Origin of the sequence: Flavobacterium sp. M31R6, from assembly GCF_013284035.1 — a bacterium.
Lineage (GTDB): Bacteria > Bacteroidota > Bacteroidia > Flavobacteriales > Flavobacteriaceae > Flavobacterium.
Window position 1 is genome coordinate 4,274,808 of the sequence record NZ_CP054141.1, and the last position, 25,728, is coordinate 4,300,535.

General features: G+C 30.7%; 28 protein-coding genes. 14 read left to right on the forward strand and 14 right to left on the reverse strand.

The features are described 5' to 3' along the window. Positions 1-30: 30 nt before the first annotated feature. Positions 31-468, reverse strand: coding sequence for a conjugal transfer protein MobA (gene mobA, locus HQN62_RS18070; protein ID WP_173505376.1), 438 nt, complete (start codon positions 466-468; stop codon positions 31-33). Positions 469-686: 218 nt separating this feature from the next. Between mobA and HQN62_RS18075 the strand changes: the two genes are divergently transcribed. Together HQN62_RS18075 and HQN62_RS18080 are read left to right on the forward strand one after the other, a co-directional pair. Then, entirely contained in the window at positions 687-1,367 is a 681-nt protein-coding gene (locus tag HQN62_RS18075; protein ID WP_077376663.1) for a nucleotidyl transferase AbiEii/AbiGii toxin family protein, read from the forward strand. Between the two features lie 39 nt (positions 1,368-1,406). Further along, positions 1,407-1,724: a DUF6922 domain-containing protein gene (locus HQN62_RS18080; RefSeq protein ID WP_173505377.1), complete on the forward strand. Its 318-nt coding sequence runs from the start codon at positions 1,407-1,409 to the stop codon at positions 1,722-1,724. A gap of 7 nt (positions 1,725-1,731) precedes the next feature. On the opposite strand, the gene HQN62_RS18085 is transcribed toward HQN62_RS18080, so the two are convergent. After that, positions 1,732-2,208, reverse strand: a complete 477-nt coding sequence (locus HQN62_RS18085; protein ID WP_173505378.1) for a hypothetical protein — start codon at positions 2,206-2,208, stop codon at positions 1,732-1,734. A gap of 613 nt (positions 2,209-2,821) precedes the next feature. Between HQN62_RS18085 and HQN62_RS18090 the strand changes: the two genes are divergently transcribed. Further along, positions 2,822-3,151: a hypothetical protein gene (locus tag HQN62_RS18090; protein WP_173505379.1), complete on the forward strand. Its 330-nt coding sequence runs from the start codon at positions 2,822-2,824 to the stop codon at positions 3,149-3,151. Here the strand turns inward: HQN62_RS18090 and HQN62_RS18095 are convergent. The 3 genes from HQN62_RS18095 to HQN62_RS18105 are packed head-to-tail and all read right to left on the reverse strand — an operon-like array spanning position 3,148 to position 4,751. Next, positions 3,148-3,492: a hypothetical protein gene (locus HQN62_RS18095; RefSeq protein ID WP_173505380.1), complete on the reverse strand. Its 345-nt coding sequence runs from the start codon at positions 3,490-3,492 to the stop codon at positions 3,148-3,150. The genes HQN62_RS18090 and HQN62_RS18095 overlap by 4 nt on opposite strands. A gap of 21 nt (positions 3,493-3,513) precedes the next feature. Further along, complete coding sequence (locus HQN62_RS18100) at positions 3,514-3,882, reverse strand: hypothetical protein (protein ID WP_173505381.1); 369 nt, start codon at positions 3,880-3,882, stop codon at positions 3,514-3,516. Between the two features lie 5 nt (positions 3,883-3,887). Then, positions 3,888-4,751 carry a hypothetical protein gene (locus HQN62_RS18105; RefSeq protein WP_173505382.1) on the reverse strand — a complete coding sequence of 288 codons (864 nt, stop codon included), beginning with the start codon at positions 4,749-4,751 and terminating at the stop codon, positions 3,888-3,890. Positions 4,752-4,921: 170 nt separating this feature from the next. Between HQN62_RS18105 and HQN62_RS18110 the strand changes: the two genes are divergently transcribed. The 8 genes from HQN62_RS18110 to HQN62_RS18145 all read left to right on the forward strand — a co-directional run bounded on the left by HQN62_RS18110 (position 4,922) and on the right by HQN62_RS18145 (position 10,794). Further along, positions 4,922-5,314 (forward strand): helix-turn-helix domain-containing protein, encoded by a 393-nt coding sequence (locus HQN62_RS18110; protein WP_173505383.1) that lies wholly within the window; start codon positions 4,922-4,924, stop codon positions 5,312-5,314. A 110-nt stretch (positions 5,315-5,424) separates the two neighbouring features. Continuing rightward, entirely contained in the window at positions 5,425-5,682 is a 258-nt protein-coding gene (locus HQN62_RS18115) for a hypothetical protein (protein ID WP_173505384.1), read from the forward strand. Between the two features lie 469 nt (positions 5,683-6,151). Then, complete coding sequence (locus HQN62_RS18120) at positions 6,152-6,607, forward strand: hypothetical protein (RefSeq protein WP_173505385.1); 456 nt, start codon at positions 6,152-6,154, stop codon at positions 6,605-6,607. A 292-nt stretch (positions 6,608-6,899) separates the two neighbouring features. Next, entirely contained in the window at positions 6,900-7,304 is a 405-nt protein-coding gene (locus HQN62_RS18125) for a DUF3293 domain-containing protein (protein ID WP_173505386.1), read from the forward strand. Positions 7,305-7,310: 6 nt separating this feature from the next. Further along, positions 7,311-7,742: a hypothetical protein gene (locus HQN62_RS18130; RefSeq protein WP_173505387.1), complete on the forward strand. Its 432-nt coding sequence runs from the start codon at positions 7,311-7,313 to the stop codon at positions 7,740-7,742. Positions 7,743-8,015: 273 nt separating this feature from the next. Continuing rightward, positions 8,016-8,177, forward strand: a complete 162-nt coding sequence (locus HQN62_RS18135; RefSeq protein ID WP_173505388.1) for a hypothetical protein — start codon at positions 8,016-8,018, stop codon at positions 8,175-8,177. A gap of 15 nt (positions 8,178-8,192) precedes the next feature. Next, positions 8,193-9,620 (forward strand): phospholipase D-like domain-containing protein, encoded by a 1,428-nt coding sequence (locus HQN62_RS18140; protein WP_173505389.1) that lies wholly within the window; start codon positions 8,193-8,195, stop codon positions 9,618-9,620. Next, complete coding sequence (locus HQN62_RS18145) at positions 9,610-10,794, forward strand: leucine-rich repeat domain-containing protein (RefSeq protein WP_173505390.1); 1,185 nt, start codon at positions 9,610-9,612, stop codon at positions 10,792-10,794. Before HQN62_RS18140 ends, HQN62_RS18145 begins: the two co-directional genes overlap by 11 nt. 391 nt (positions 10,795-11,185) lie before the next feature. Here HQN62_RS18145 and HQN62_RS18150 read toward each other — a convergent pair whose 3' ends face one another. From HQN62_RS18150 to HQN62_RS18185, 8 genes are all read right to left on the reverse strand, one after another. Then, on the reverse strand, positions 11,186-11,719 hold the full coding sequence (locus HQN62_RS18150; RefSeq protein WP_173505391.1) for a hypothetical protein: 534 nt from the start codon (positions 11,717-11,719) through the stop codon (positions 11,186-11,188). Positions 11,720-11,729: 10 nt separating this feature from the next. Beyond that, positions 11,730-12,122 carry a hypothetical protein gene (locus tag HQN62_RS18155; protein ID WP_173505392.1) on the reverse strand — a complete coding sequence of 131 codons (393 nt, stop codon included), beginning with the start codon at positions 12,120-12,122 and terminating at the stop codon, positions 11,730-11,732. 27 nt (positions 12,123-12,149) lie between these two features. Beyond that, positions 12,150-12,503, reverse strand: coding sequence for a hypothetical protein (locus HQN62_RS18160; protein ID WP_173505393.1), 354 nt, complete (start codon positions 12,501-12,503; stop codon positions 12,150-12,152). A 102-nt stretch (positions 12,504-12,605) separates the two neighbouring features. Next, the gene (locus HQN62_RS18165; RefSeq protein WP_173505394.1) at positions 12,606-15,623 is read right to left on the reverse strand and encodes a CHAT domain-containing protein; all 3,018 of its coding nucleotides are present in this window, start codon (positions 15,621-15,623) and stop codon (positions 12,606-12,608) included. Then, positions 15,614-16,753 carry an outer membrane protein assembly factor BamD gene (locus HQN62_RS18170; protein WP_173505395.1) on the reverse strand — a complete coding sequence of 380 codons (1,140 nt, stop codon included), beginning with the start codon at positions 16,751-16,753 and terminating at the stop codon, positions 15,614-15,616. Before HQN62_RS18170 ends, HQN62_RS18165 begins: the two co-directional genes overlap by 10 nt. Before the next feature lie 2 nt (positions 16,754-16,755). Continuing rightward, complete coding sequence (locus HQN62_RS18175) at positions 16,756-17,385, reverse strand: sigma-70 family RNA polymerase sigma factor (RefSeq protein WP_173505396.1); 630 nt, start codon at positions 17,383-17,385, stop codon at positions 16,756-16,758. 155 nt (positions 17,386-17,540) lie between these two features. After that, complete coding sequence (locus tag HQN62_RS18180) at positions 17,541-17,948, reverse strand: hypothetical protein (protein ID WP_173505397.1); 408 nt, start codon at positions 17,946-17,948, stop codon at positions 17,541-17,543. A gap of 76 nt (positions 17,949-18,024) precedes the next feature. Continuing rightward, positions 18,025-18,447 carry a hypothetical protein gene (locus HQN62_RS18185; RefSeq protein WP_173505398.1) on the reverse strand — a complete coding sequence of 141 codons (423 nt, stop codon included), beginning with the start codon at positions 18,445-18,447 and terminating at the stop codon, positions 18,025-18,027. A gap of 1,166 nt (positions 18,448-19,613) precedes the next feature. Between HQN62_RS18185 and HQN62_RS18190 the strand changes: the two genes are divergently transcribed. From HQN62_RS18190 to HQN62_RS18200, 3 genes are read left to right on the forward strand one after another with little or no spacing between them, the layout of a single operon-like run. Continuing rightward, entirely contained in the window at positions 19,614-20,399 is a 786-nt protein-coding gene (locus tag HQN62_RS18190; protein ID WP_173504448.1) for a type IV toxin-antitoxin system AbiEi family antitoxin, read from the forward strand. Continuing rightward, on the forward strand, positions 20,390-21,340 hold the full coding sequence (locus tag HQN62_RS18195; protein ID WP_254454455.1) for a nucleotidyl transferase AbiEii/AbiGii toxin family protein: 951 nt from the start codon (positions 20,390-20,392) through the stop codon (positions 21,338-21,340). Before HQN62_RS18190 ends, HQN62_RS18195 begins: the two co-directional genes overlap by 10 nt. Before the next feature lie 53 nt (positions 21,341-21,393). Continuing rightward, positions 21,394-24,393, forward strand: coding sequence for a DEAD/DEAH box helicase (locus tag HQN62_RS18200; protein ID WP_173505399.1), 3,000 nt, complete (start codon positions 21,394-21,396; stop codon positions 24,391-24,393). Here the strand turns inward: HQN62_RS18200 and HQN62_RS18205 are convergent. Further along, positions 24,356-25,186, reverse strand: a complete 831-nt coding sequence (locus tag HQN62_RS18205) for a hypothetical protein (RefSeq protein WP_173505400.1) — start codon at positions 25,184-25,186, stop codon at positions 24,356-24,358. The genes HQN62_RS18200 and HQN62_RS18205 overlap by 38 nt on opposite strands. Between the last annotated feature and the right edge of the window lie 542 nt (positions 25,187-25,728).

The following is a 25,728-nucleotide window of genomic DNA, read 5'->3' on the forward strand; positions in this document are numbered from 1 at the left end:
CCTACTGCTCTTGGAATTTTCGCTGTCATATCAAGACTTTTTTTTTAGATGCTTTTCCTCAAATTCCTCTGTGAGCTGTATGATTTTTTTGGATAGAACAGCAAATTCCGCTGTCTGCTTTTCCAATTTGTACAGATAAGCAGAAGCTTTCTTTTCTGAAAATTTTTGATATAGAATCTTCACAACCTGATTGTAATTTACTCCAACAGCTCGAAACTGGCTGTAAAAGGAGGTCAGGCGCATATAATAATCCATTGTTGCTTTATCGATCTTAACTGTTTTTATTCCTTTTTGAAAAACACACGCTGTAATAAAGTGCGCCATTACATGCATTCCTGATACTTCAAAAAGAGTCAGAAAACGAGTATTTTCTTCTGCAGTAAGACTTATAGAATAACGGTAAACGGCGGGATCTATTTTAGAAGGTCTGCCTCCTTTATGCGGGTTCTTTGTTTCTTTATTTTCCATGACATCAATTAATGCTATTACTTAAAACCCAATATATCTGAGAATCGGCAATTAAACTCCAATTTGGAAGTGTTTGGAAGTACTTGGAAGCATTTGGCTTATTTGTAACCTAGTATTAAACCTTTAGCATTTGACATTCGCTGTCAAATAAAGCCATCAAAGGACACTTCAAAAGAGCAGGACTTTTTCAGAATTAATTTTTCTGAAAATATAAAATTATGCTCTACAAAGAAACAGTTACCGAGGAGATGTGGGAACTTCTCCAAAGGCTTATGAAAGATGAAAAACTGAAGGAATTTAATCTTGTAGGAGGCACTGCCTTAAGCCTAATGATAGGACATCGATTAAGTATCGATTTGGATCTATTCTCCACACAGGATTTTGATGTACAATGTATGCTTGCGCATTTAAGCAGTCAACATCCTGTTACAATAAGGGATCTATTTGACAATACAATGCTTTTAAATATAGGTAAGGTTAAAGTAGATATTCTAGCCCATAAATATCCATGGCAGGAAGCGATTCAAACCGAGCAGGGAATTAGACTGGTATCTTTACATGACATAGGTGCTATGAAGCTACATGCTATATTTCAAAACGGCACAAGAATAAAAGATTTTGTGGATATGTATTTTCTTTTGGAACATCATCCCCTTAAAACTTATTTAGATGCTTACCAAAACAAATACAATGGAAATCCCGCACTAGCTTCTCATTCCTTACTCCATCATGAAAATATAGACAGAGAAGAAAAAGTTAAACTCCTGAAAGGAAAAGAAACCAACTGGAACAAAATGACCCAGCGTCTAAAAAAAGCAGTTTTCAATCCTTCTTTTAATTTTTCCGAGCCAAAAAATCAAATTCCTTCACCCAATAAAAGACGTGGATTTAGGAGATAGAAATTTGAATAAGAAGCATAAAAATCGTATTTTTACTATATGGCAGTAGTTAAAAAAAATAACAGAGTTCCTAATTTGGATCGGGTCTTTTTTTGGGATTTCGATATAGATGCTATGGACTTTGAGAAAGCCTACAAGACTATTATTGCCCGTATCATAGAGCGTGGAGGGCAGGATGAAATAGATGAAATCGTGCTTTTTTATGGACATGAAAAAGTTATCAAAACTATTCGTGACGAAATCTATTTCCTTCCCAATTATGCCATTGCCCGTGCTTTAAAATTCTTTCCCGAACTTCAAAAAGAAGAAATGTACTGCTACCTCAACCGCAAGGACAAACCTTATCACTGGATTTAGTGAATACCTAAATCCCTAAGCGGGTTTTTCTTGGTTTATTTAATTCCTCATCTTTACTCTGCTGGGTCTTAACGCCAATATTAAGTGGCTGGTTTGTACGTTGTCTTAATGATTCTTTTTCGCTTGGAGTTAAATTGTCCCTGCTATTATTGTTTACATAACGAAAAACCGTTTTTACAGACCCCATTATATCCAAAGGCTTTTCATGCTTCTCTGCTGGCTTCTTTTCACTTTCCTTAATTTTAATAACCAATAGCTTATCTAACAGTCTGCTTAGTCCTATTTTTTTTGGGTTTTTAAATTGTTTGAGAAAATTAGAGAAGAAATTTGTAAAGATGTTTCCACCCCTGTCTACCTGCATAAATGGAGTTTTATTCTTATTCTTTTTTTTAATTTCCTTCTTTTTTTCCTCCTCAGGTTTTGGCAGTATCAACGGCTTTTTCTTTTTTTTCTGCTCTTGATTTTTGTGCTTATCTTTTTTCATGATTTTGATTTTAAGGCAAAAGGTAATTATAAGACTTTTTAGATTCTTCTTTTTGGCACTTTAAGACTTTGATTGGCAGTATATGTCAGGTTTTTAATTATCATGGATTTTTATAATCTGCCAAAAGAAATAATAAAAAGAAAACCAAGGTAGGACGTGATGGATCAGACTAGCCAAAAGCTTACGGCATAATGGTTTGCTCGTACCTCACAAACCACCCTTCGGGACTTATTCCGTTTCCTTTTTGCTAGTCTGAATCCCGTCCTGTAAAATTGCTTTCTTTTTCTTTTTTTCGGTTTTTCTGTTTCTTTTGAAAATATATTTATGTTGTTGGATATGGATATATGTCCGTATATCAAAGCCTATTTACTTATGTAGCATAGGAAGCATTCATATCTATGCGTAAAAGCATACCTATGTAAAAGAGTAAAATTGTAAAAACGTATGTACATAAGTACAGCCATACAGGCGCATTTACTTATGGGATTAAATACTTCCTTAAATCAGTACGTCCATACAGAATTGCATTTATACTCAAGTAGACATGAGAATATGCATCTAAAAATCTAAATTTTAATGTACGCATCTGTATATTTTCCAATTCGGCATAGAATTGAAGTTAAGTTTCTCCGGTATTTATAGAGGTAAACCCATTAAGGTCAGGACTGCCAATACCATCCTATTTCTGCACGGTCATATCAAGGCTGATTTTGGTCAACCAATCATAACACATAACATTCCTAAATACCCGCAAAACAAAAAAAAGGGCATCAAGCCCTTTCAATTAAAACCATCGGTAATAATGTTTTCGAAAGAAAACGGCAAGTTGTGTTTTGAGATGCTTGAAATGAATTCAGCATCTCAAAACAACTTGCCCTGCCGGGGGCTGAAAAACGTCTCCAAAGTCGCCGTTTTATTAAAATTACAAATGGAAACAGGTTAATTGGAATCACTCTTCTTCTTTTTTTCATTTAAATGTTTTAGGTAAATTATGTCCAGTAATTCTGACTCTTCCAATGGAATCAGCATTTCAATTATTCTAAGCAGACTTCCAACATATCTTTCAGTATTTATAGTACTCTCAGTACTCACTTCAATTCCGTCTAAGGCAAATTTTGCTGTTTTAAGCAAATCCATTATCATACAAAACAGGTCTCTATATCCTTGCACATTTATTTCAATAATGTGTATATCATTTCTTGTTTCTAATGCCGGCTTGAGTAATACAAAATAATGCTCTGGGTTCTCTATGAACTCATTTAATTTGATTTTATCTTTTTCCATAATCTTTATTTTTATCATTAATTATTTATCCAGTGATAATGTATCAGTCTTTTCAAACTCTTTCGCTTTTAAAACAAACTTATGAACTGCATCAAATGCCTCTCCTTCGTTAATAGGCAATAATTGCACAGCGATTTCTAACAGGGTTTTAAGATGTATTATAGGATTTTCAACCTCTGTTGCGTTTCCATTCTCATGATTATAAATAGTATTCAGACAGGTTTTTAATAAATCCTGTACCGCAATAAGCATAGAAGAGTATCTGTCAAAGCCTATCTTTGCATTAAACAGATAATTTTTTCTATCATCAGGTTTTAAAGTTGTAAAGTAACCGCATGTGGTTATTTCTTCAATGAAATAGTCTAGATCTTTATTTTTATGTGTTTCCATATTATTTATTTTATTATCTCGGGTTCATTTTCAACTTCATTTTGTCGGTTTATTTCATTTTGTATCAAAATCTCCGCTTGGTTTTTAAAATTTTTGCATCTCTCTTCCACTACCTGATAATATAAATAATCAACATCGTTAGCCTTACTAAAACGTAATGTATTAGGCTGTTGCTTAAGAAGTTTAAATATGGATTTGTCTTCACGGGTTTGTCGGGGGAAAAAGTCTGCAGTTATGGTAGTAAAGTATTCGCAGAGATTAAATAAATACTCCAAGGTAAAATGATTAGGAGTATAGCCTATAAAGACACGGATCAAAGACAAACAGATTTGCTCCACTATTTGATGAAGAGCAGACATTTTTACTTCATCCGAACTGGAAGAATCATCATCATTATATACCCAGCCCCAGATTGTAGCAATATTATTCTTCCTCCATGCTATATAATGCGATGTGGATTTTAAATTCCTTTTTGGAGTTTCGCTAATATTTAAATAAGGAGGCTTGTTAATATCTTGAAGTAACAGCTCTGCGTTCTGCATGATCTGCCAAAAGAAAAACTTCTGGTCTTGGCAGAGATCTTTAAGACTCTGTACGTGGTGTATAAGAACAGTAGCGGTCAAAGCCCCTTGAGTCTTTGCTTTTATTTTATCACTAATATCACTGCCCGCATTTTCTTTGGTTTCATGTACAAAAACTAAGAGGTATAAATGACTATGCTCTTTTTGCAGTTCTTTGTCAGGATAAATTTTCCTGCTCGAACGATAAGCTGTTTCCTGCCTGCCAAAACAATAAATAGCAGATATTTTAATGTGCTCAGTAATTACTTCCTTCAACTCTTTTTGCTGTGAAAATTCAATTGCATTCATAATTTTAAATTTTTAGTTAATAATTATTTGAAAAATTGTATTTTTGTTTAACACAGGCAAGTAAGTGATTACTTGTGCAGTACCGTATCAATTTATCCCGTACCGTACAAGACTATCTCTATATCATACATAGGACTTACTTTTTTATTCTTAATTATTATCTTTGAGCGATGAGTACATTAACAAAACCAAATCACATAGGACGAAAAATCAGTCGTATTCGTGAATTAAAAGACATGAAACAGGAAGCACTGGCGCAGGCTTTAGGAACAAACCAGCAGGCTGTTTCTGTTATGGAAAACAGCGAGACGATAGAAGAAGAAAAACTTATGGAAGTAGCAAAAGCTTTGGGCGTAAGCGTGGAAGCAATTAAGAATTTTTCAGAAGAAGGTGTGTTTAATTATTTCAATACCTTTAATGAGGCTGTTGCAAATAATAATTTTGGGCGACAAGACACTTGTAACTTTAATCCACTAGATAAAGTGGTAGAACTTTACGAACGTTTGGTTCAGTCCGAAAAAGATAAAGTCGAATATTTGGAAAAATTACTAAAAGCGAAATAGGCTTTTATAAAAGATATATTAATTCCAAAAAAGAGGCTCTAAACAGGGTCTCTTTTTTTGTTTGAGAATACTTTTACTTTATATTGCAATCATAATAAAAGACTAACAAAATGGATAAAACTATTAAACTCCGTGTGAAAAAGGAAATTGGCAATGAGGAAGAGCTTAAAGTATTGAAACTAAAAGGTGCACTAATTGTTAAGAAGTACACTGAAATAATTCACATTTCTGATGAAAATGAAGACTTTTATCTTAACTCATTTTCTTCTTCACCAGCCCACAAAAAAGAAGTTGTAGATTTTATACTGGATTATATTTCAAATCATAATCTTACAGATACTATTACTCTAGTTAGCGCAAAAAATTAGACAGTTTTTGATTACCATTATTCCCTATAGATCTCCCAAAAATCTTCCTGAAAAGAGTCAGAATTTTGTGGATTTTAAAAGTAGTATTGTTTGAAAAGTACGTTTCTTTTCTTTGATTTGTTCATTTGATTTAAGGAAACGTCCACTTTTAAATAATCATTAAAAAATGATTATTAGAGCTTTTTTGCTAAACAACTTTGCTTATAGCGTCTTAAACCCTTATAATCTTATAAATTAATATTCCTAGATTGGATCTCAAAATAATACTTCTATTTAAATTACGACTTAACACATAATTACTTATTTCTTTTTAGAATAAAATTGTTCTAAAAAAGTTGTGGAAATTTCAATTGAAATAAAAAAATAATGGATTCCTATTTTGAAAACAATTTACATGTTTGGGTTACCTTTTATGAAATTCGGTATTAATTGAAAAAGTTAGATCTGAAATCCATAAAAAGAAGAAAACATGAGCAACACAACAATTATTTTAGACAGAGAATATTTTACAGCAGAAATCACTAAAGCATTTTTATACGATTTGGAAATTGCATGTAAAACGATGGAGCCAGTTTTGTTTGCAAAGCTTTTCATTACTTATGATTTATCCTTTGTGGAAGATTATAAGGAAGTTTTAAGCACTATTTTAAGCCGTATGGAAAGTTGGAACAACCTGCATAAAGAAACAGAACTACTAGGCGTGAAACAATTCGATTCGAAATGCATGTTTTGTAAAATTGGGAAAACAGTAAAAGCGTATCGTTGGACTTACAAATACACAAAGGATTTAAAATATAAAAATGTAATTTTTGGCCTGTCCATAGCATTTTATTTCGACTTTGATGAAGACCGATTAATAGAGTTTGGTGTTTGTAATGGCTTTTTGGATAAAGAAGAAATGAACAAGCTAAACTCCCTTGGATAACCACATTTAAATTACCCAACAAATTATATAAAAACATCTTTTAATCATCCCGAAGAAGATAAAAACAATAGCCTTCCAATTACGGCTCCAACCTTTAATGTTCAAGCAACAATTGGGTTGATAAAAGGTTATTCCAAACTTAATTGCTTTCGATAAAGTGGTAAAGGATAAAAGATAATATTTTTGGGTTACCTTTTCTTGTATTTTGCTATTAATCGATAAGAAAACAATTGAATTGTTAATTTGAGCACAAATAACTTATGATGTTTTCATTAAAAACCAAACTATTTGTATGAATATAGAAAATATACATCTGGCCTTTCTAAATACAACTTTTAGAATCCTGAGCATTCCCATAATTGATGTAAGAATCGCTAAAACAATACCAGAATTAAATTATTTGAATTCTTGGGTATTCCTCACAGCTAGGAATCCATTACCGAAAATTCTTTCTGAGGCAGAAAATAAACGTAGAAATTTAGAATTAGAGGAAGATATCATGGCTTTGGACTTACAATATAAAATAGGCGTAGGTATTTCCGAAGATAAAAAATGGCAAGAAGATAGTTTTTTCATAGAAAATTGTACAGAAGAAAAAGCCAATGAATTGGCAATAAAGTATGGTCAATTAGCATTTGTATGTGGAGAAAGAAATAAACCTGTTTCGCTAGTTTATACTCAAAAATATAACTTTTAAATTGTTATGAAAACATCATTAATTCATTTCCTAAAATATAAAAATAAAAACATTTCAATTACAGTACAAACTTTTACAGCCCAAGCAACCATTGGACTAATTAAAGGCTATTCGAATGAATTGATCTCAATTAGCGATTTCAAAATGGCATTATTGACAGCTCAGAAACAAATAAAAACGGAGTTCGACGTTGTTTTGAGTACTAAAATAACGACATGCGAAATTGTTTGTTTAGGACAGGAAGAGCTCTCCGTTTCTTTGGATTTTATTCAATATCCAAAATTCCAAATTGAGGAAACAGTGCTGAAAAAAGCGATTATCCGTTTGATAGAAATTTTGATGGAACTGCTCCAGCAAAACAGAGTGGTAATCGTCTTTTCAGACGAAACCATTATGTTAGAACAATCCGAAATGATTGATCCAAATATTACACTCTAAATTTAAAAGTAAAGATATTCTATTATCAAAAAAGTAAAAACCTACAATCTATCAGGTTGGAAATTAATAGAGGATTATATTTAGTTGAACCCTCCAATGTGAAATCCGATCGATATCAGGAAATATAACAAATTGTTAAAGAGTTTTTGAGTGTAATTAGAAGATTTTGAGCCTTTTTATTCAGTGATGTTGAATTTAGAAATTTTGTCAAAAAATACAATCTAAAAATTAGATTATATATTAATATTCGGTACTTTTAAAAACACTAAACTCATGCTGATACAAGATAAAATAGAACTTTACGAGAAACTGGAAAAGTATTTGCTCAACGAAGGAATTGATATATTTAAAGAAGAAAAAAAGCAGATTCAAAAAGAAATAACAAAAGCAGATCCTTCTTTAACAGAATGTAATAACCTGTTAAAGAACAAGTAGTCCTAAAACAAGAATATGAAATCACAAGCATACTTCGAAAAAATACATAAACAAATTGAAATCCGATTGCAAGAAGCTGATACAAGTATTCGCCTTGCTGTAGCCTGGTTTACTGACCAAAGATTATTTCAATTAATTTGTGAAAAAGCAAAAAGTGGAGTTGATGTGGAATTAATAATTGCTAATCATGAGATAAATCAAGATAGTAACATTAATTTCAGACAACTGAAAGAAAGTGGGGGACATGTTTATTGGATAGGTACAGGCTATAGATATGAAGCTTTAATGCATAATAAATTCTGTATAATTGACAATCATGTTCTTATTACAGGCTCTTATAATTGGACACAAAAAGCAAAGTCAAATCACGAAAGTATTACCGTTATTGAAGATGATGATAATTTAATATTAGATTTTAATCAGGAATTTGATAAAATCATCAATAAGTATTTCAACAAAGAAAATACTGAAGTCGATTGGGGAAAGGTTATTATCCGATTAGAAACCTTGCTAAATGTTATTCGATTGGAAGACGAAGAAGATATAAATTATCAGTCTGATAAAATCAAAAGTTTATTACCCAAAAAAGCAGATGATGAAAAAATAACTACAATTATTTCGATTCTAAATCTTTGTAAAAAGAGAGAATATAGTAATGCTGTGAATGCAATTCAAGAATTTACTCGGAAATACAAACAAATAGCAATTTACAATGATCCTATGGTTCCGGCTTTGCAATTGGAAATTAGAGGATTGGAATTCCAAGTTTCAAGTTTAGAGGATGAAAAAACAGATATAGAAAAACTTATCTCTGGCTACCAATCTGAGTACAATATACAGCTTGGTGATTTGATTAAAAAAATACTTCTTCTAAAAAAACAATTGGCAAAATACGATGTTGAACAAGACAAAAATAACGAGGAAAAACAAAAAGAATACGATGAAGCATCCAATGATTACGATGATTTTTCCAAAGCACATGAAGAAAATTTAAAAGGGCCAAAACCATTTGAACTTACAGAGGATAAGCTAAAAGAGCTAAAACAAAACTACCGTAGAGCAACCAAACTGTGTCACCCAGATAAAGTAACCGATGAACAAAAAGAACAAGCACAAAGAGTTTTTACAGAACTAAAAACAGCCTACGACAATAATGATCTTGAAAAAGTAAATGATATATTAACAAACCTTGAAAAAGGAATTTTTAAATCACAGGGAGAAACCATTACCCAAAAAGACAAATTGCTTATAGTAAAACAGGAATTAGAATTAAAAAGAAAAGCATTGGAAGAAGCTCTTCACAAATTAAAATTAAGCGATACATATCAAAAAATTTCGAATTTGGATGATTGGGAAACTCATTTTCTAAACTCTAAACAAAAATATGCCAGTGTCTTGGAAGCTTTAAAAAATAAATACGAAAAAGTCAGTTATGGAGAATAACAAGAATCAAATAATTCCAATTAATAACTCCCTGGCTAATTTTGAAAGACAGATTACTATTGGAGAGAAATTATTAGGGTTATTAAACGTAGATAGCGATAATCTTATATACGAAGACAGCCAGAGAGGGGCATCCGCCCGAAAAGAATGGTTTAATAGTCTGGATGACAAATGGAAATATTTGCTTGGAGTTGAAAAAGCCCAATCAGATACTGAATTGCTACAGATTTTGAGAAATTTGGCTGTGTTAGATTTGACTGAAAAGTTAATAATTGATCTTACTCCATTGAAAGATTTAACTAAATTGACAGACTTAAAATTAAATCAAAATGAAATATTTGACGTTACTCCTTTGAAAGATTTAACCAAATTGACAGTGTTAGATTTGAGTGGAAATACTAGGCATGGTGGTATACGTGATCTTACGCCATTGAAAAATTTATGCAATTTGTCCGACTTAAAATTGAGTCATCTTAGTATAATTGATATTACTCCATTGAAAGCGTTGACCAATTTGACCAATTTAGATTTGAGTAAAAATAAAATAGTTGATGTTTCACCATTGAATGTTTTGACCAATTTGACTGTTTTAGATTTGTATCAAAATAAAATAATTGATGTTTCACCATTGAAAGCTTTGACCAATTTGACTGTGTTAGATTTGAGTTATAATAATAAATATGATGATTATAAATATAATCAAATTGATTTTACACCATTGAAAGCTTTGACCAATTTGACTCGCTTGAGTTTGTCCAAGACCCAAATAATTGATGTTACACCATTGAATGTTTTAACCAATTTAACTAGATTAGATTTGTATTATAATAAAATAGTTGATGTTTCTCCATTGGAAGCTTTGACCAATTTGACTAAATTAGATTTGTATGATAATCAAATAATTGATGTTAGCCCGTTGAAAGCTTTGACCAATTTGACTGAATTAAATTTAAGTAATAATAAAATAGTTGATGTTTCACCACTGAAATCTTTGACCAATTTAACTCGGTTAAGATTGGAATGTAAACAAATAATTGATCTTACACCATTGAAAGCTTTGACCAATTTGATTATGATACATTTAAATGATAATCAAATTAATGATACTTCACAATTAAGAGAATTGACTAAAATTACTGGTTTAAAAATATACTACTCCAATATTGGAAATTAGTATGTCAAAAGCAGTATTTTTTAGCTAATTTTTTATTTTATTGGAAAAAATATTTTTATGGCTGTACTTAGAATAGACTGATATTTTCCTAATAATACTTTTATTACATTTAAAGCAAAAAACATGAAGCACAATTTAATAAAATTTCCAACGGAAAATGGTACAATTAATATAGATTATTGAATATGTTGATGCAAATTCTTTGATAATTAAAATAATAGCAACGTTGTAGACAACATTAACGGCTATTTACCAAAATGTATTTTCTGTTTTTACCGAAACATATTCTCCGCTTTCCTGTTTTTTTGGAAGATAATGAATTTTAAGAATCTTGTAAGTTACTCCAACATCATAAAACCCACCTAGGAATAATTAATTAAAAAAGCTTATTTTATCCAAACAGTTTAATAAAACTCTCAACTTCACGTTCAAAATCTTCGAATTCTGATTCTAAAATATAATACGAGCAGATTTGATCATTATCATCCAAGAATTTCATAAGAGAACCATCTTCAAATTTAACCTGCAATCTTATGCCGTCTTCGTTTTCTGTTGATTCAATTATTTCATCTGCTTTATCATAATATCCAAAGTCTAAACCCTTAAATAATGGAGCATCTTCGTCGAACCATTTATTATTGAACCTTTTTAATAAATCAAAATTATCAGATATCCTGCTGTTTAATTTTGTCACAAAATCATATTCGGATTTGCTTCCGTCAAATTCAGATAAAAGAAAATTTAATACTGATATTTGGTAGCCTAGAGAACATTTTTTTAATTCATTATACCAATCAAGATAAGATTGTTCGCGGTCATAAATATTCAATAAATCGAAATCATAAGTAAGTTCGCTCCATCCAATATCTACATATCGTTGAAACGGTTCCGCGAGAGATTTTGTATATTCAATTACTCTATTCATTTTATTTTTTTTAAACAGTGTTACTTTTCATTTTAAGCAATAATTCTGCGTATTTCAATTTTTGCTCTTTCTGAAATGACCATATAGGGCCTACTTTATGCCCAATTGTACCACCTCTCTTTCTTGCTTCCTGAAGATACAAAAAAGAATGTATCACAAGTTCCTCCCATTTCAATAACAATTCAATATGTATTTCGTTAGCGCGTTCGGAAGTAATTGAATCCAAAACAGGTTCCCATGTTTTTCTTTCATAAAATTGCTCCCACCTTTTCTTTTTTTCGGATTGGATGAGTTCAATTTCAACTAGGATAGGATTATTAAATGAAATCAATTTTGTTGTTTCAAGCAACAACATAAATTGATCCCAAGTTCTAAAAACATCTTCTTTTTTCTCGTCAATCATATTTTTAATTTTTATTAAGGAAATAATTTAATTAAACGAAAAATTGAGAAGCTTATCAAGTTCAATCTTTTCTTTATAAGGGATTAATAAAATATGTTTTGCCGTTGTTTGAATAGAAAACAGATGTTCAGGACTTCCCAAACTGAATGAGCCTCCGATAAATTCCTTATTTTCGTTAAAGTAAATCAATTGAAAGGGTGTGATTTCGGTTAAATCCAAAACAGTATTTAACTGTTCGTGTTTTATAGAAAACAAGTGAGACTGATTGTTGATAATACCATGATTGCGGACAATAGTGGTCGTAAAATCAATTGCGATTAGGTTAATCGAAAGTGTTTGAATATTGTTTTCAAACTTTAAAATTATTTCAGAGGTATTCATATTTTAAAAAAATTAAAAGATTATGCTTTTAAGGTAAAAGCGTTTATTATTTTTCTATTTATACCAAATGCTTCAAAAGGTAACCCATAAAAAAATAAAAATTTACTCCAACAACACAAATCCAGCCCAATAATAAGGCAATTGATATTTACTTTTTATGATATTCTGCGCTTTTTTAAGGGATTCTTTTTTTGAAAAACCCTTCAAATAAAACTCATAAAAATGCACCATTAATTCAGAAGTAGATTTATCGGGAACTTGCCACAAACTTACAATCATAGATTTTGCTCCAGCCAATTTAAATGCTCTTTGAAGTCCAAAAACGCCTTCACTTCCCTTAATAGAACCCAAACCTGTTTCACAAGCAGATAAAACAATTAAATCAACATTCGACAAATCCATTTGTGAAATTTCAAAAGAGTTTAATATTCCATCATTTTTAGTATCTGTAGAATTATTGTTTGCATTAGAAAAAATCAAACCACTTTTTAGCAGAACATTATCGATACTATTATCATCCAACCCATTAAACACACTACCAAAAGCATTATAAAATCCGTGGGTAGCAATATGGATGATATCAAAATTACGACCATTAAGTTTTCTGAAATTTTCTTCAGAAGCGACATTCTGGGAGAAAACTGAAACTTTCTTTTCAGCCGTAGCTTCAAAAATTGACTTTATCCGATTAACTTCGTTTTTAGAGTATGGCAAAAAAGTATACTTTAATTTATTTGACCCAATTCTGTTTTGTGACTTTAAATTCTCATGGTTTTTGTTCTCACCATAATTTATGTTTCCGAATAATGCGATACTGTACTTTTTTGAAGTTCCTTTTTTTATTTCTATAAGTTCTTTTGTGCTTCCTAAATAAGTAATATCAATATCTTTTTCATTCAATAATGCCGGAAATGAAATGGAATGGAGCAGGCCACTTACAGATAAATAAATCTTGTCATTGCTGGAGATTTTATTCTCAATATTTTTCCAAATCAAATTGCTTAATTTTTCTTTGTTTTTTAGATAAATAGAATTTATCCTTTCTTTAGTGTCACCTTTCTTATTTAGAATATTTGACAATTCACTTTCCAAAAATAATGGAATAACTTCTGGTAAATTGGAATTGTTTTTTATCAACAATGCGAAATAACCTCTGTCATTCTTTCCTGTTTTGTTTACTGGAACATTTATTATTTCGATAGCAATTTCTTTTTCATCCAGTGAATTCTTAATGTCTTCCCATTTAATTGCAGTTGGATCTATAAAGTGATAATTTGAATCAGATGCTATTTGTTCTATTAAGCCTCTTTGTTTTCTATTTAAATTATATTCGATTTCTTTCGATTTAGTATGAAGCAATTTTTCTTTTTCTTCTAAAAGACTTTGATAGCTCTTTTTTAAATTCGAATTAGCAACATTCAAATAAGATCGAATATTTTGATTGGAATACAAGGCAATGTTCTTTAAAGCTAAAGTATTATTATACAAATGCGTTCCTGATTTTTCATTCCCTACATTAATGTAAATACTGTTTATTATCTCAAATTTTCTTTCAGTATTTATTGAAAAACTCACTTTCTCATCTTCGGTAAGAAAAAAATAGTTATCCGTTAATTTTTGATAATAATATTTTTCAAGTTCTTCAAGAGTAGACTGATTTGCATTTTTATTCGATTCAACAGATGTCGAATTCAATAAAGTACTATAATACAGATCTTTATTTATTTCTTTATTCGGTTTTAAAATAGACAAAGCTTCATTGTAATTTTTTTGTGCCAAATGAAAATTTCCTATGCTACCGTAAAAACTAGCCAATTGATTCAAAGACACCAGATATTCAGAACTATTTCCTCCTGATTTTTCTTTGGTTATTTGTACTAATTCTTTAAAACAATTTTCGGATTCCTTAAATAGTTCGTCATTCAAATTTGGCTTATCTGAAAAGAATCCTTTTACTTTTTGCCACCAGTTTTTATCTATAATTGCTTCATTTCCACGATTGTTTAATGCAGAAGAATAACAGTAGCTAGCTTTTGTAGATAAATACAGACTGTAAATTGCTTTCTTTTGTTTTTTTTCAGCAATAGGAATGGATTTTAATAATAAACCAGAAGCTTTTTCAAAATTTTGAAAATATAATTCACTTGCCGTGGCAAGCAAAAGGAGGCCTAAATAATTAGATGAAGTTTTACTTAAATCCGTTTTTTCATAAAGCGTAAGATTTTCTAATTGAAGTCTCATAGCTTTAGATATATCTCCAACCCTTAAAGCTTGATCACCAAAGAGCATGTTGCTGTTTATGATATAATAAACATCTTCTTGGTCAGAGTTTTTATTTAGCTCATTAAGTTTGCTGAAATAATTTTCCGCCTTGATATAGTTTCCTTTTTGCAAATTAATCTCGGCCAATGAAAGAGTTGGAAATATTGCTAAATTATTCTTCTCCTGTTTTAACAAATCAGAATTTACCAATTCCAATCCTGCATTAAATAACGATTCAGATTTTAAAATAAATTTTTGGTCTGACTTTAAACAATGAGCATAGCTGACTAATGCAGAATATTTGTTTATTAGTTTTTGTTTTCTGTCAAAATTCGATTTACTATATAGCTTAGTAAGAAAAAGATAGTTTGGTATTTCACTCCTATTTGTCTCTTTTTCGTAGGATGACTTTGCATATTCAAAAGCTGAATTTTTATCACCTTCTTGTAAATATTCTTCTGTTTTATTAAGATTACTATATTTATCAGAAAGATTTTTCGAGATATATAATGAAAAACCTGAAGAATAAAAATAGTTAAAAATAGACATAACTACCCCCAATAATAAAACTCCAAATAGTTGTATGAATTCTTTCTTATTAGCTTGTTTTTTTAAAATTGAAATTAATGAGGAAATCAATAAACCAATAATGATGATTACAAAAACTAATATGAATAGTGCAAAAATAGCTATTCGCAATAACTCCCAAAAATAGTTGAATCCCCAAAAACCTTCTGGATTAGCAATGTACCATATCAAATATAAAAAGTTGATAACCAAATACATTACAAACAGAAATACTAATAGATTTAAAATAGTAGTAGCTTTCTTTTTAACATAATCAAGATTTAAAACCATCTCATATTGTCTAAAATTTCCTGTGCTGTATTTGAATATTTACTATTTGTATGAACTAGAGAAATTAATAAATCTTTTGCTTTCCTCTTTTCGTTTTGATTGATGTAGCCCAAAGCTAAATGAAACTTTACTTCATCTGCAAATTCATAATTGGCTATTGTACTAAGATATTCTAAATTAGAAACTGCTTGATTTACTTCATCTGTTTTTAATTGGGCTATTGCTAGAAACAATAAAAGCTGATTGTTTTTTTCTTTAGGGTTTAAAGTAATCAGCAATTGTTTTGATTTTTCAAAATTGTTGTTTTTAAACAACTCAATCGCTTCCATTGCTTCATCAGTTTCTGATTTTGTATAATTTTGGAATAAGATTTCTCCTCCTCTTACGTCTCCTGATTCAGAAATTGTTGCCATTTTTTGATAATCTATAGACTGGATAATTGATTCGTCAGAATTATATTGGGAAAAAAGGTTCTCATTAGATAACTTATTAGGTTGCCAAATCATAAATCCAATAATAAAAATTGCAACTATACTGGCATATTTCATCCAAGACAAAGAAATGACTTTCGTTTTCTCTTTTTCATTGGTCAACATAGAAATTACAGGTACAGAATCTTGTTCCTCTAATTCGCTATCCCATTGCTTAAACTTAGCTTTCAAGTCTTCACGTCCTTGTTTTTTCGCAACACGGATAATGTCATCTTCAGAGAGTTCAAAAGCCAGGCGATCATACGAATTTGGCAAATCTTCCTTTATTCGTTGTCGTTCCACCTTTTTAATGGCTTGTTCCAATGTTTGAAAAAACTGTATTTCCTTTAAAAAAATTGCATTACCGGTTTTAAGCAAATATTCCGTTGCTCCTGACGACCGTCCTAACACATAACTTTCGGCCAAATCTTTTATGAATTTCGAATAAAAAACGGATAATTTAGATATTACCTTTTCAGGATCAGATAATTCTAAACTATAAATAGAAACATAAACCGGCTTTGTGTCTTCATCAATATGTAATAAACCGGTAGTTAATTTTTTCCAAAAAACGGCATCACATTTTTCCAAGGAAAACTTTGGATCTTTTTCCAATTGGGGGAAAACGATATTTTTTACAATTTCAATAGCTGTTTTCATTTCTAAGCATTCAATACATTAAAAGCTATTTTCTCTAATCGTTTTTGGCATTTTGCCTTTTGGTTTTTAGTATTATCAGAATTACTGTACCCAAAATGCTGGGTCAATTCATTCATTGATTTTTTATGGTACCAAAATAAAGTCAGCATTTCGTAACAATGACCTCCAGCTTCTTTTATCGTCAATAAAGCACGTTCAATTGCCGTAAATTGCGATTCCTTTGGGTCTTCTATTTCATCCAAAGAATCGGTAATACTGGATTTATAACCCATTGGATTTTCATCGTCGTCATCTTTTCTACCATCAGCGTCATAATCAGAATACAACTTCTCCTTGCCCAATTTATTTAACAACTGAAAACGGCAAACGGAATTCAAATAAGTTTGTAAGGATGCGGTTAATTCAAAATCCCCTTTGATGATTTTTTCATACAAAACCAACATCGAATCATGAAAAACATCATCCAGTTCATAATCGCTTTTCGTTCCATGGGTCATTTTTCGCATAAACTGAATGCTATACGATTTACATCGCTTGTAAACTTCTCCGAGGTAATCTTGATTTTGGTGTATCAGTTTTACTAATTCAGCATCTGTCAAATGTTGAAACTTTGTTGTAGTAATTTGTGGCATTTATAGAATATTTTGCAAGTCGTATTTAATCGTCACAAAATAAGAATTATTTTTTTGATTAAGCCCCAATTACAGAAAGAATCACCTTTATGGCCTAGAATAAAAACAATAACAATCTCTCAAATTATTTCGAGAGATTGTTATTGTTTACAGACTTACTGTTTAATAAAAACGGAACCGCTAACAGCTGTCCATTCAATTTTATTATTGGCCAATTTTCTAAACGAATAAATCACTGATTGGCCTGCATAATACTTTATTTCGGCAGTATAAGTAGTCTCCGTAGTAGTTTCTGTTACAGTAACAGAATTGCCAGGTTGTCTCATTTGATTTACGTAATCCTGTTGGCATTGTTTGGCAATGCCTGAATTAGTGAAACAAAAATCATTTGTTGAGAAGCTAAATGTTACACCGGCGACTCCTGGGAGACTGCTTTGTTGTTCCCATACGCCTTGAATCCAAGCTGGAGGATGAAAATCTGAATTAGAAGAATTGGTATTGTCATCAGAATTGGAACAGGAAAATAATAAGAAGATGCCAAATAAGAAGAGTAATTTTTTCATGCTAAGTAATTTTTAAATTTCTTGCTAACAGTTGGCAAGAGATTGACAATAATTGATTTAGAGCTTTTTTTTAATTTTAGTTAACGTATGACTTGTTTCCGTTGCTGTTGATATAATACGTTCCGCCTCTTGGCCCTGTATAGATGGTTGGAGATGTACTATAACTTGGAGTTGAATAAGTTGTTGTAGGTGCTGTATATGTGGGAGTATAAGTAGGAGCCGAATAAGTACTAGTATTGCTATAAGTTGGAGCACTGTAATTACTAGAAGTAGTTCTTGTCGTCGTGTAACCGTCTCTCGGTTTTGTTCCTGCTTCTCCAGTGTATGGATTCACATTTCCAATGGTACTATAATTGTCATTTCGGGTGTAATTTGGCACTGTTCTTTGATGCGGTTGAACATATGTGCCATTACTTCTGTAATATCCTCTAACGGAAACTTGGGCAAAAGATAAAACTGTAGTAAATAAAAAAGCGATAAGGAAAAGTAAATTTTTCATAATAAGTAAATTTAAAATTGTTAATGTTTATTTGTTTATACTCATTAATAAGGGAACAGTAAAAAGGTAACCCTCGATTTTATTTTATTTTCACTTAAAACATAAAAATCTTTTAAGTGAAAATAAAATAACAGTGAATTGTAATATTACAGCAACAGCAATTTTTTCTGAAGACAAATGGAAAATCTTAAAATTAGAAAAAGTATAAGCCACCGCATCTGATAACATCTTTGCAGTTTTTTCCAAAATCAAAACGACACGAGAATAAACAGACTAACAACCACTGAAAAAATAAGAAGGAGGGATAACTGCTTGGGAATATTGCAGAATTACTTACTTTTAAGTTGGTTTTGTACTTATAAAATTAGTATTTTACCCAAAAAATTGTGCTTCCTTAATCCGCCACATCACCAAAAGATCAAACGCTATGTATCGCTTTATCTATAAAAAGAGAAAATGCTGAATTCGATATTTTTTTACAAAGTAATATGCGATAAAAGACTTACTTTTGTCAATTAATTTCAAACGTATAACCTTTGAAAAAAAGTCAAAATCGGTATTAGGAGTTCGATTGTTGTCCCTGACAGCCCACATAAAAGACAAACAAAGCCACTGGATGACAGTGGCTTTGTTTTTTTTCAAAACTTTTAAGTCTATTTGTTGACACTAGTCTTAAAAATAGGATTAAGCATAAAACTTGGAAACATATTTTTTTTAACATTCTCAATTTTTAAAATATTCTTTTATAGTTTCAAAAAAAGTCAAAACAGGTATTAAGTGTTCGACTGTGAACCTGATACACCATAATTTAAAAACCTCCAAAGTCATTTGATATTGGAGTTTTTTTTGTTCGAAAATTTATTTTCCTTTTTTGGCTCCTCCATCATGCCCCAAAGTTTCTTTACTGAAAATGCCATTCGAACCTTAAGGGATCATTGAAAAAAAATGTTGGATAAGCAACTAAAAATTTGTGAATCCTTTTGAATTAAATTACAATGACGAATCTACAAACTACGTTTATAATAAAAATGACAATAATTACAAAGTTTAATAAAATTATAAATAACGGCGATAATCGCCGTTATTATTGTATTTTGCAAATAAAATAATTTATATTATATTTGTATAACGGCGATTAACGCCGTAATTAGCAAAACTTTTAAATTATGGCTGTAAATGTAATGCGAAGAAAAGAGTTGTACGAAATAATGCCCGAGGGTTTAGTAACCACTCATAAGTGGCTTACGGAAAACAACTTAACCCGTCACGCAATAGACAATTTGGTAAAAAGTAACCAACTAGAATCCATAAGTAAGGGCGTTTATGTTAGAAATGCCAGTAAAATATCTTGGCAGTCAGTAGTTTTCTCTTTGCAGTCAATCTTGAAAACAGATTTTGTTGTAGGTGGTTTAACTGCACTTGAAATACAGGGATTATCACATTACTTGTCATTATCAGAATATAAAATAGTGCATTTATTTGGAAATGATGTACTACCTGAATGGATTACAAATTTAGATTTGAATGTAAAATTTGTAAGACATACTACCAACAGTTTATTTGCCAAAAAATTAGAAGAAAACAAACTATTACAACCTTTTACAGTAGAGAGAGATTGGGATAATGACAATAGAAAACTGATCATATCTTCACCAGAAAGGGCATATTTAGAAGTGTTATTAGACGTGCCACAAAAAATAACTTTTGAACACGCTGATCAATTAATGCAGGGGCTAACAACATTATCGCCTAGAAATCTCCAAAAAAACCTGGAATGCTGTCAAAATGTGAAAGTAAAACGGCTTTTCTTTTGGTTTGCAGACCGTCAAAATTATGTTTGGTTGAGTAAAATAAATCGAGAAAACATAACATTAGGTTCTGGAAACAGAATGCTGATAAAAGGTGGAAAATTAGATAATAAATATAAAATAACAGTTCCAGAATGGCTATAGATGCAAACAATATATACCGCAGACAAGTACAACTTTTAGTTCGTGTTCTACCGTTAGTGGACACCGAAAAATGTTTTGCGCTAAAAGGAGGAACAGCAATTAATTTATTTTACAGAGCACTTCCTCGTCTTTCGGTTGACATCGATTTACTATACATACCAATGGATGATCGAGAAACAGCTTTGATAAATATTAGAGCAGCTTTATCAAGAATAAGTAAATCGATTCAGCAAAAAATACCTGGAAGTAAAGTACAAGATGCTCACGAACAAAGCGATGCACTACGCTTAATTGTAAGTCAAGGAGAAGTACGCATTAAAGTAGAATTATCTCCGGTAATCAGAGGAACGGTTTTTCCAGAAGAAAGAATGGAAGCTATAGAAGAAGTAGAAAGAGAATTTGGATATGTAGAAATGCAAGTAGTATCACTTCCCGATTTATATGCGGGTAAATTATGTGCTGCTTTAGACAGACAACATCCGAGAGATTTATTTGATGTAAAATTTCTTCTCGAAAACGAAGGGCTAACAGATAATTTACGAAAAACATTCTTAATATTTCTAATAAGTCATCAAAGACCAATGTCAGAACTATTAGCTCCAAATCGAAAAGATATTACTGAAATTTATGAAACAGAGTTTAAACAAATGGCTGAAGTAGATGTTCCTCTAGAACAATTGGAAGAAGCTAGAGAAAATCTAATTCACCAAATCAATTTTCAAATGACAGACAATGAAAAGAGATTTCTTTTGTCATTCAAAAACAAAACTCCTGATTGGGATTTACTTGAAATGGAAAATGTTTCCGTAATTGCTAACCTTCCTTCTGTGCTTTGGAAAATGATAAATCTTGAAAAGATGCCCACTCAAAAGCACAAAGAAGCATTTGATAAATTGCAACATATATTATATCCAACACACAAAAATGGTCTGCAGATCTAGCAATTAATTCACTTTTGATTTCTTTAAAAATAAATTTTTGAATAATATAAACTATGCAATCAAACCCCATAAATAACATTGAACTATTTAAATCTGTTTTTACAGGAAGAGAAGATGTGTTTGCTGTTCGATGGGAAAAAGGAAGCAAAAGTGGCTATATGCCAGCCTATTTATATGACCCATACCGTTACCGAGTTCATAAAATGAATGGTGGCACTTTTCAAAATTATTTGGATAAGGAGCATTTACTACTTTCTGAAAGGGAAATTGAAAAACACTTAAACGGCGAACAGCATATTGGAATTTATCCGCTGCTTAAAGACAATACTTCTTGGTTTATTGTTGCCGATTTTGATAAAGTTGATTGGTTAGAAGACTGCAAAAAATTTATAAATGCTTGTAATGAAAAGGGAATTCCTGCCTATTTGGAACGTTCTCGTTCGGGTAAAGGCGGACACGTTTGGATATTTTTTGAGCAACCTTATCCAGCGATAAAAAGCCGAAAGGTTTTCATTTCAATTTTAGAGCAAACAGGAATTTTTTCTTTATTTGACAAGAGCTCCAGCTTTGACAGAATGTTTCCCAATCAGGATTTTTTGTCCGGAAAAGGATTTGGCAATTTGATAGCTCTTCCGTTATATAAGAAAACCTACGAACAAGGAAACAGTTGTTTTATTGATGTGAAAAGTCTAGAACCAATTCCGAATCAATGGGATTTTATAAAGAATATTCAAAAAATTTCGACAATAAAACTTGATGAACTACATCAAATTTATAATGCACAACAAGATATTCTTGCTTCGATTGTTCCAAAATCACACAATGAAAAATTAACTATAAGATTAGCAAACGACATAAAAATTAATCGCTTTGCCATTTCAACTGCATTAATTAATTTTCTGAAAGAAGAATTAAATTTTCTAAATACGGAATTTTTAGTCAAAAAGAAAATTGGAAAAAATACTTTTGGGACAGAACGTTATTTCAAACTAGTTGAAGAAACGGAAAACGAAGTAATTATTCCTCGAGGTTTTATTGGTAAAATAATTCGATTTTGTAGAGACAATAAAATTGAATATGATTTCAAGGATGAAAGGAGAAAATTAAAAGAAGTTTCATTTTTATTCAATACACAACTCCTAGGACATCAGCAAATAGTGATTAATGCGATTGAAAAAAAAGATTTAGGAATTATTGTGGCACCGCCGGGTTCAGGAAAAACTATTGTTGGGCTAAAAATTATTGCAGATAAAAAACAACCAGCATTAATCATCACTCATCGCAAACAAATTGCCGACCAATGGATTGAAAGAATTGAAACTTTTCTTGGAATTCCAAAAAATGAAATTGGAAAAATAGGTCAAGGTAAAACCAAAATCGGTAAGCAAATAACTGTTGCTATGATTCAGAGTTTATCAAAAGAATTAGATAAACCTGATACCGGAAAAATTTTGAATGCTTTCGGAACTATCATTGTGGACGAATGTCATCATATCCCTGCTGAAACATTTAGAAATGCAATTTCAAAATTACAAACCTTTTATTTATATGGCTTAACAGCAACGCCATTTCGAAAATACAATGACAGTAAACTTATTTTTATTCATTTAGGCGAAGTAATTGCTGAAATAAAATCAAACGAAATAAGCACATCTAAAAGACCAAAAATTATCATTCGCAACACTGAACTTGATGTGCCATTCAACTCAAAAACAGACAAATTTGAAACTTTATCAAAAATTCTGGTTCACGATTCTACTCGAAACAAATCAATTCTTGAAGATGTGATTAATGAATTGAAATTTGACAAAAAAGTTGTTATTATTACAGAACGTAAAGAACATATTGACTCGCTAAATCAATATTTAAAACAATCTTACGAAGTGATCACTTTAAGTGGTGAAGATTCTGAAAGTGCCAAAAACTCAAAATGGAAATTACTAAAGGAAGGAAATTATCAAGTATTAATCACCACTGGGCAATTCTTTGGTGAAGGAACTGATTTGCAAAACACCAATTGTCTATTTCTTGTTTATCCTTTTTCTTTTGAAGGTAAATTAATTCAATACATCGGTAGAGTCCAACGATCGGAAATAGCTCCAACTATTTACGATTATCGAGACATCAAGATTGATTACTTAAACAAAATGTTTCTGAAGAGAAATACCTATTACAGAAAAATAGATAAACTAGCTACCTTATTTGATGAACCCGAAGAGGAAATTGCTGTTTCAAAAGATTCTTTCATAATTGATCAAAAAATAAAGGTTTCTTTTGAAAAACTTGAATTTAGATACGGAAGTATTGCTTTTAAACACAATGTACCTGAAATTAAAACAGAACTTGAATTTGATATTGAAAATCTTGAAATTAGGCCGGAATTTGAAGTTTTAAAAGATTATTTCTCTAAGACACTCAAAATTAAAAACATTACTGCTATAATTCACGCTGAATTTGAAAACGGAAAATTGATTTCACAATTGGCACTATCCAATGATCTAGAAAAAATAACTCAAAAATTGATTGAAGGAGTGAAGTTTAAATTCATTGCGAAGGCATTCTTAGGCAAAACAAACACAATAGGTCAAGAAAACTTGCTTGATATTAATCAATTGCAGAATGAAAACAATCAAAAATTATATGATTCTGGAGATGAATTATTGAATGATTTTTTGCGGAATCAAAATTACAAACACCAAATACATTTACAATATTTAGCCAAGCATCACGAGAGAACTATTCTTAAAATCCGATTTGTTTTGAATCCATTTTCATTTGTTTTCCTTCTAGCGGGAAAAACGGGATTTCATATTGTTTTAGAAACCTTAAATACAGAAGAAGCAACCTATATTTGGCATTTTTACAAAGACAGACAATTTATTCCCGATATATTAAAGCAGATTGACAACTACCTAAATACCATTAGAAATAACGGCAGACAAGCTTTTATAGAAAATCCGCCTGATAATTTCAGTAAAGTACTTCACGATTATTCCACGGATAGAAAAGGTTTTATCATTTGGAAAAATTTAATTGAAGAAAGGCTAACTTAAAACTCACTGGACACAGTGTATAGGTAAGGCATATCAAAGGCATGGATAGTGTATGAATAGTGTATGAAAAAGTGGGAAGTAATATTTTAAGGTAAAACGTGACCCACTTGGTATAGAATTCGAATCTCTTCTTGAAAAAATTTAAAGATTTTAAGGATGATTCATAAGGTTTATCCGAAGGGATTCTTTTATTCTTTTCTCTTATTTCAAAATGAAATTCAACATCGTTTACTACAATACGTGGCCCTCTTTTATTTATATCTCTTCTAAATGAATGCCCTCTGTATCTTAGTAATTTTATAAACGTATCCATAATTCTTAAAGCTCTACTATAATTATCGGGAACTACAAAAATGGAAACAGTATCAATTTTTTCATCCCTATAATAATGATCAATCTTTCTTTTTTCATGAAATGCTATAGTGTTTTGAATTAAAACATCTGGATTACTTAATCTTTCAGGAACAATTAAAGGGGATTTAGGATCACTTAAGATTTCTTTCGTTCTTATAGTAAGCGGAGATTGGTCTATGTTAACGAGATTCCCATCTCCTCGTAAAGTTAATATGATTTTATCTTCTCCATCAAAAAGTGGATTAAATTTTGGCTTTTCAATTTCTTTATTGAACTTCAATTTCATCCAATAGCCATTATCAGGCATAGGGATTTCAAATTGTTTACAGAGTTTTTTTAAACCTTCATTTGAAAAAGCATATTGCAATGTGAGCTTACTAAGTGATGTTGACCACACCAAATCATATAATTCTTTCCTTGTAAATTCCTTTGTTTCCATAAACTTCCTTTTATAATAATTTCTATTAAATTTATAGAAAGTCTTTTAGATATTGAGCAGATAATCTTGAAAAATTTAACGAGTTTATCGACGATTTTTATAGTATTGTTTGTACTTGTGATTACTTTTGAGATAATGTACGGGGGAAGTAATCCTAGCACATCTGAACAAACTGAGTAAATACGTACGAACTGCTAACAGTCATCCGTCACCTTATCTATAAATAAAGATAAAATGCTGGACTCGATATTTTTTTTCAAAGTAATATTCGATAAAATGCTTAATTTTGTAAAAAAATTTCAAACGTATAACCTTTGAAAAAAAGTCAAAATCGGTATTAGGAGTTCGATTGTTGTCCCTGACAGCCCACAAAACTTCTCAAGAAATTGAGAAGTTTTTTTTTGTAGTAAACTGAGAAATTTAAAAACGGATCAGGTGCAAAAGTTTTTCATAAATTATTCATACACTATCTATGCCTTTGACTAGGCTTTAATATACATTATCTATAACGCAGTTTTGTGTATGACCCGTCCTGAAATAAC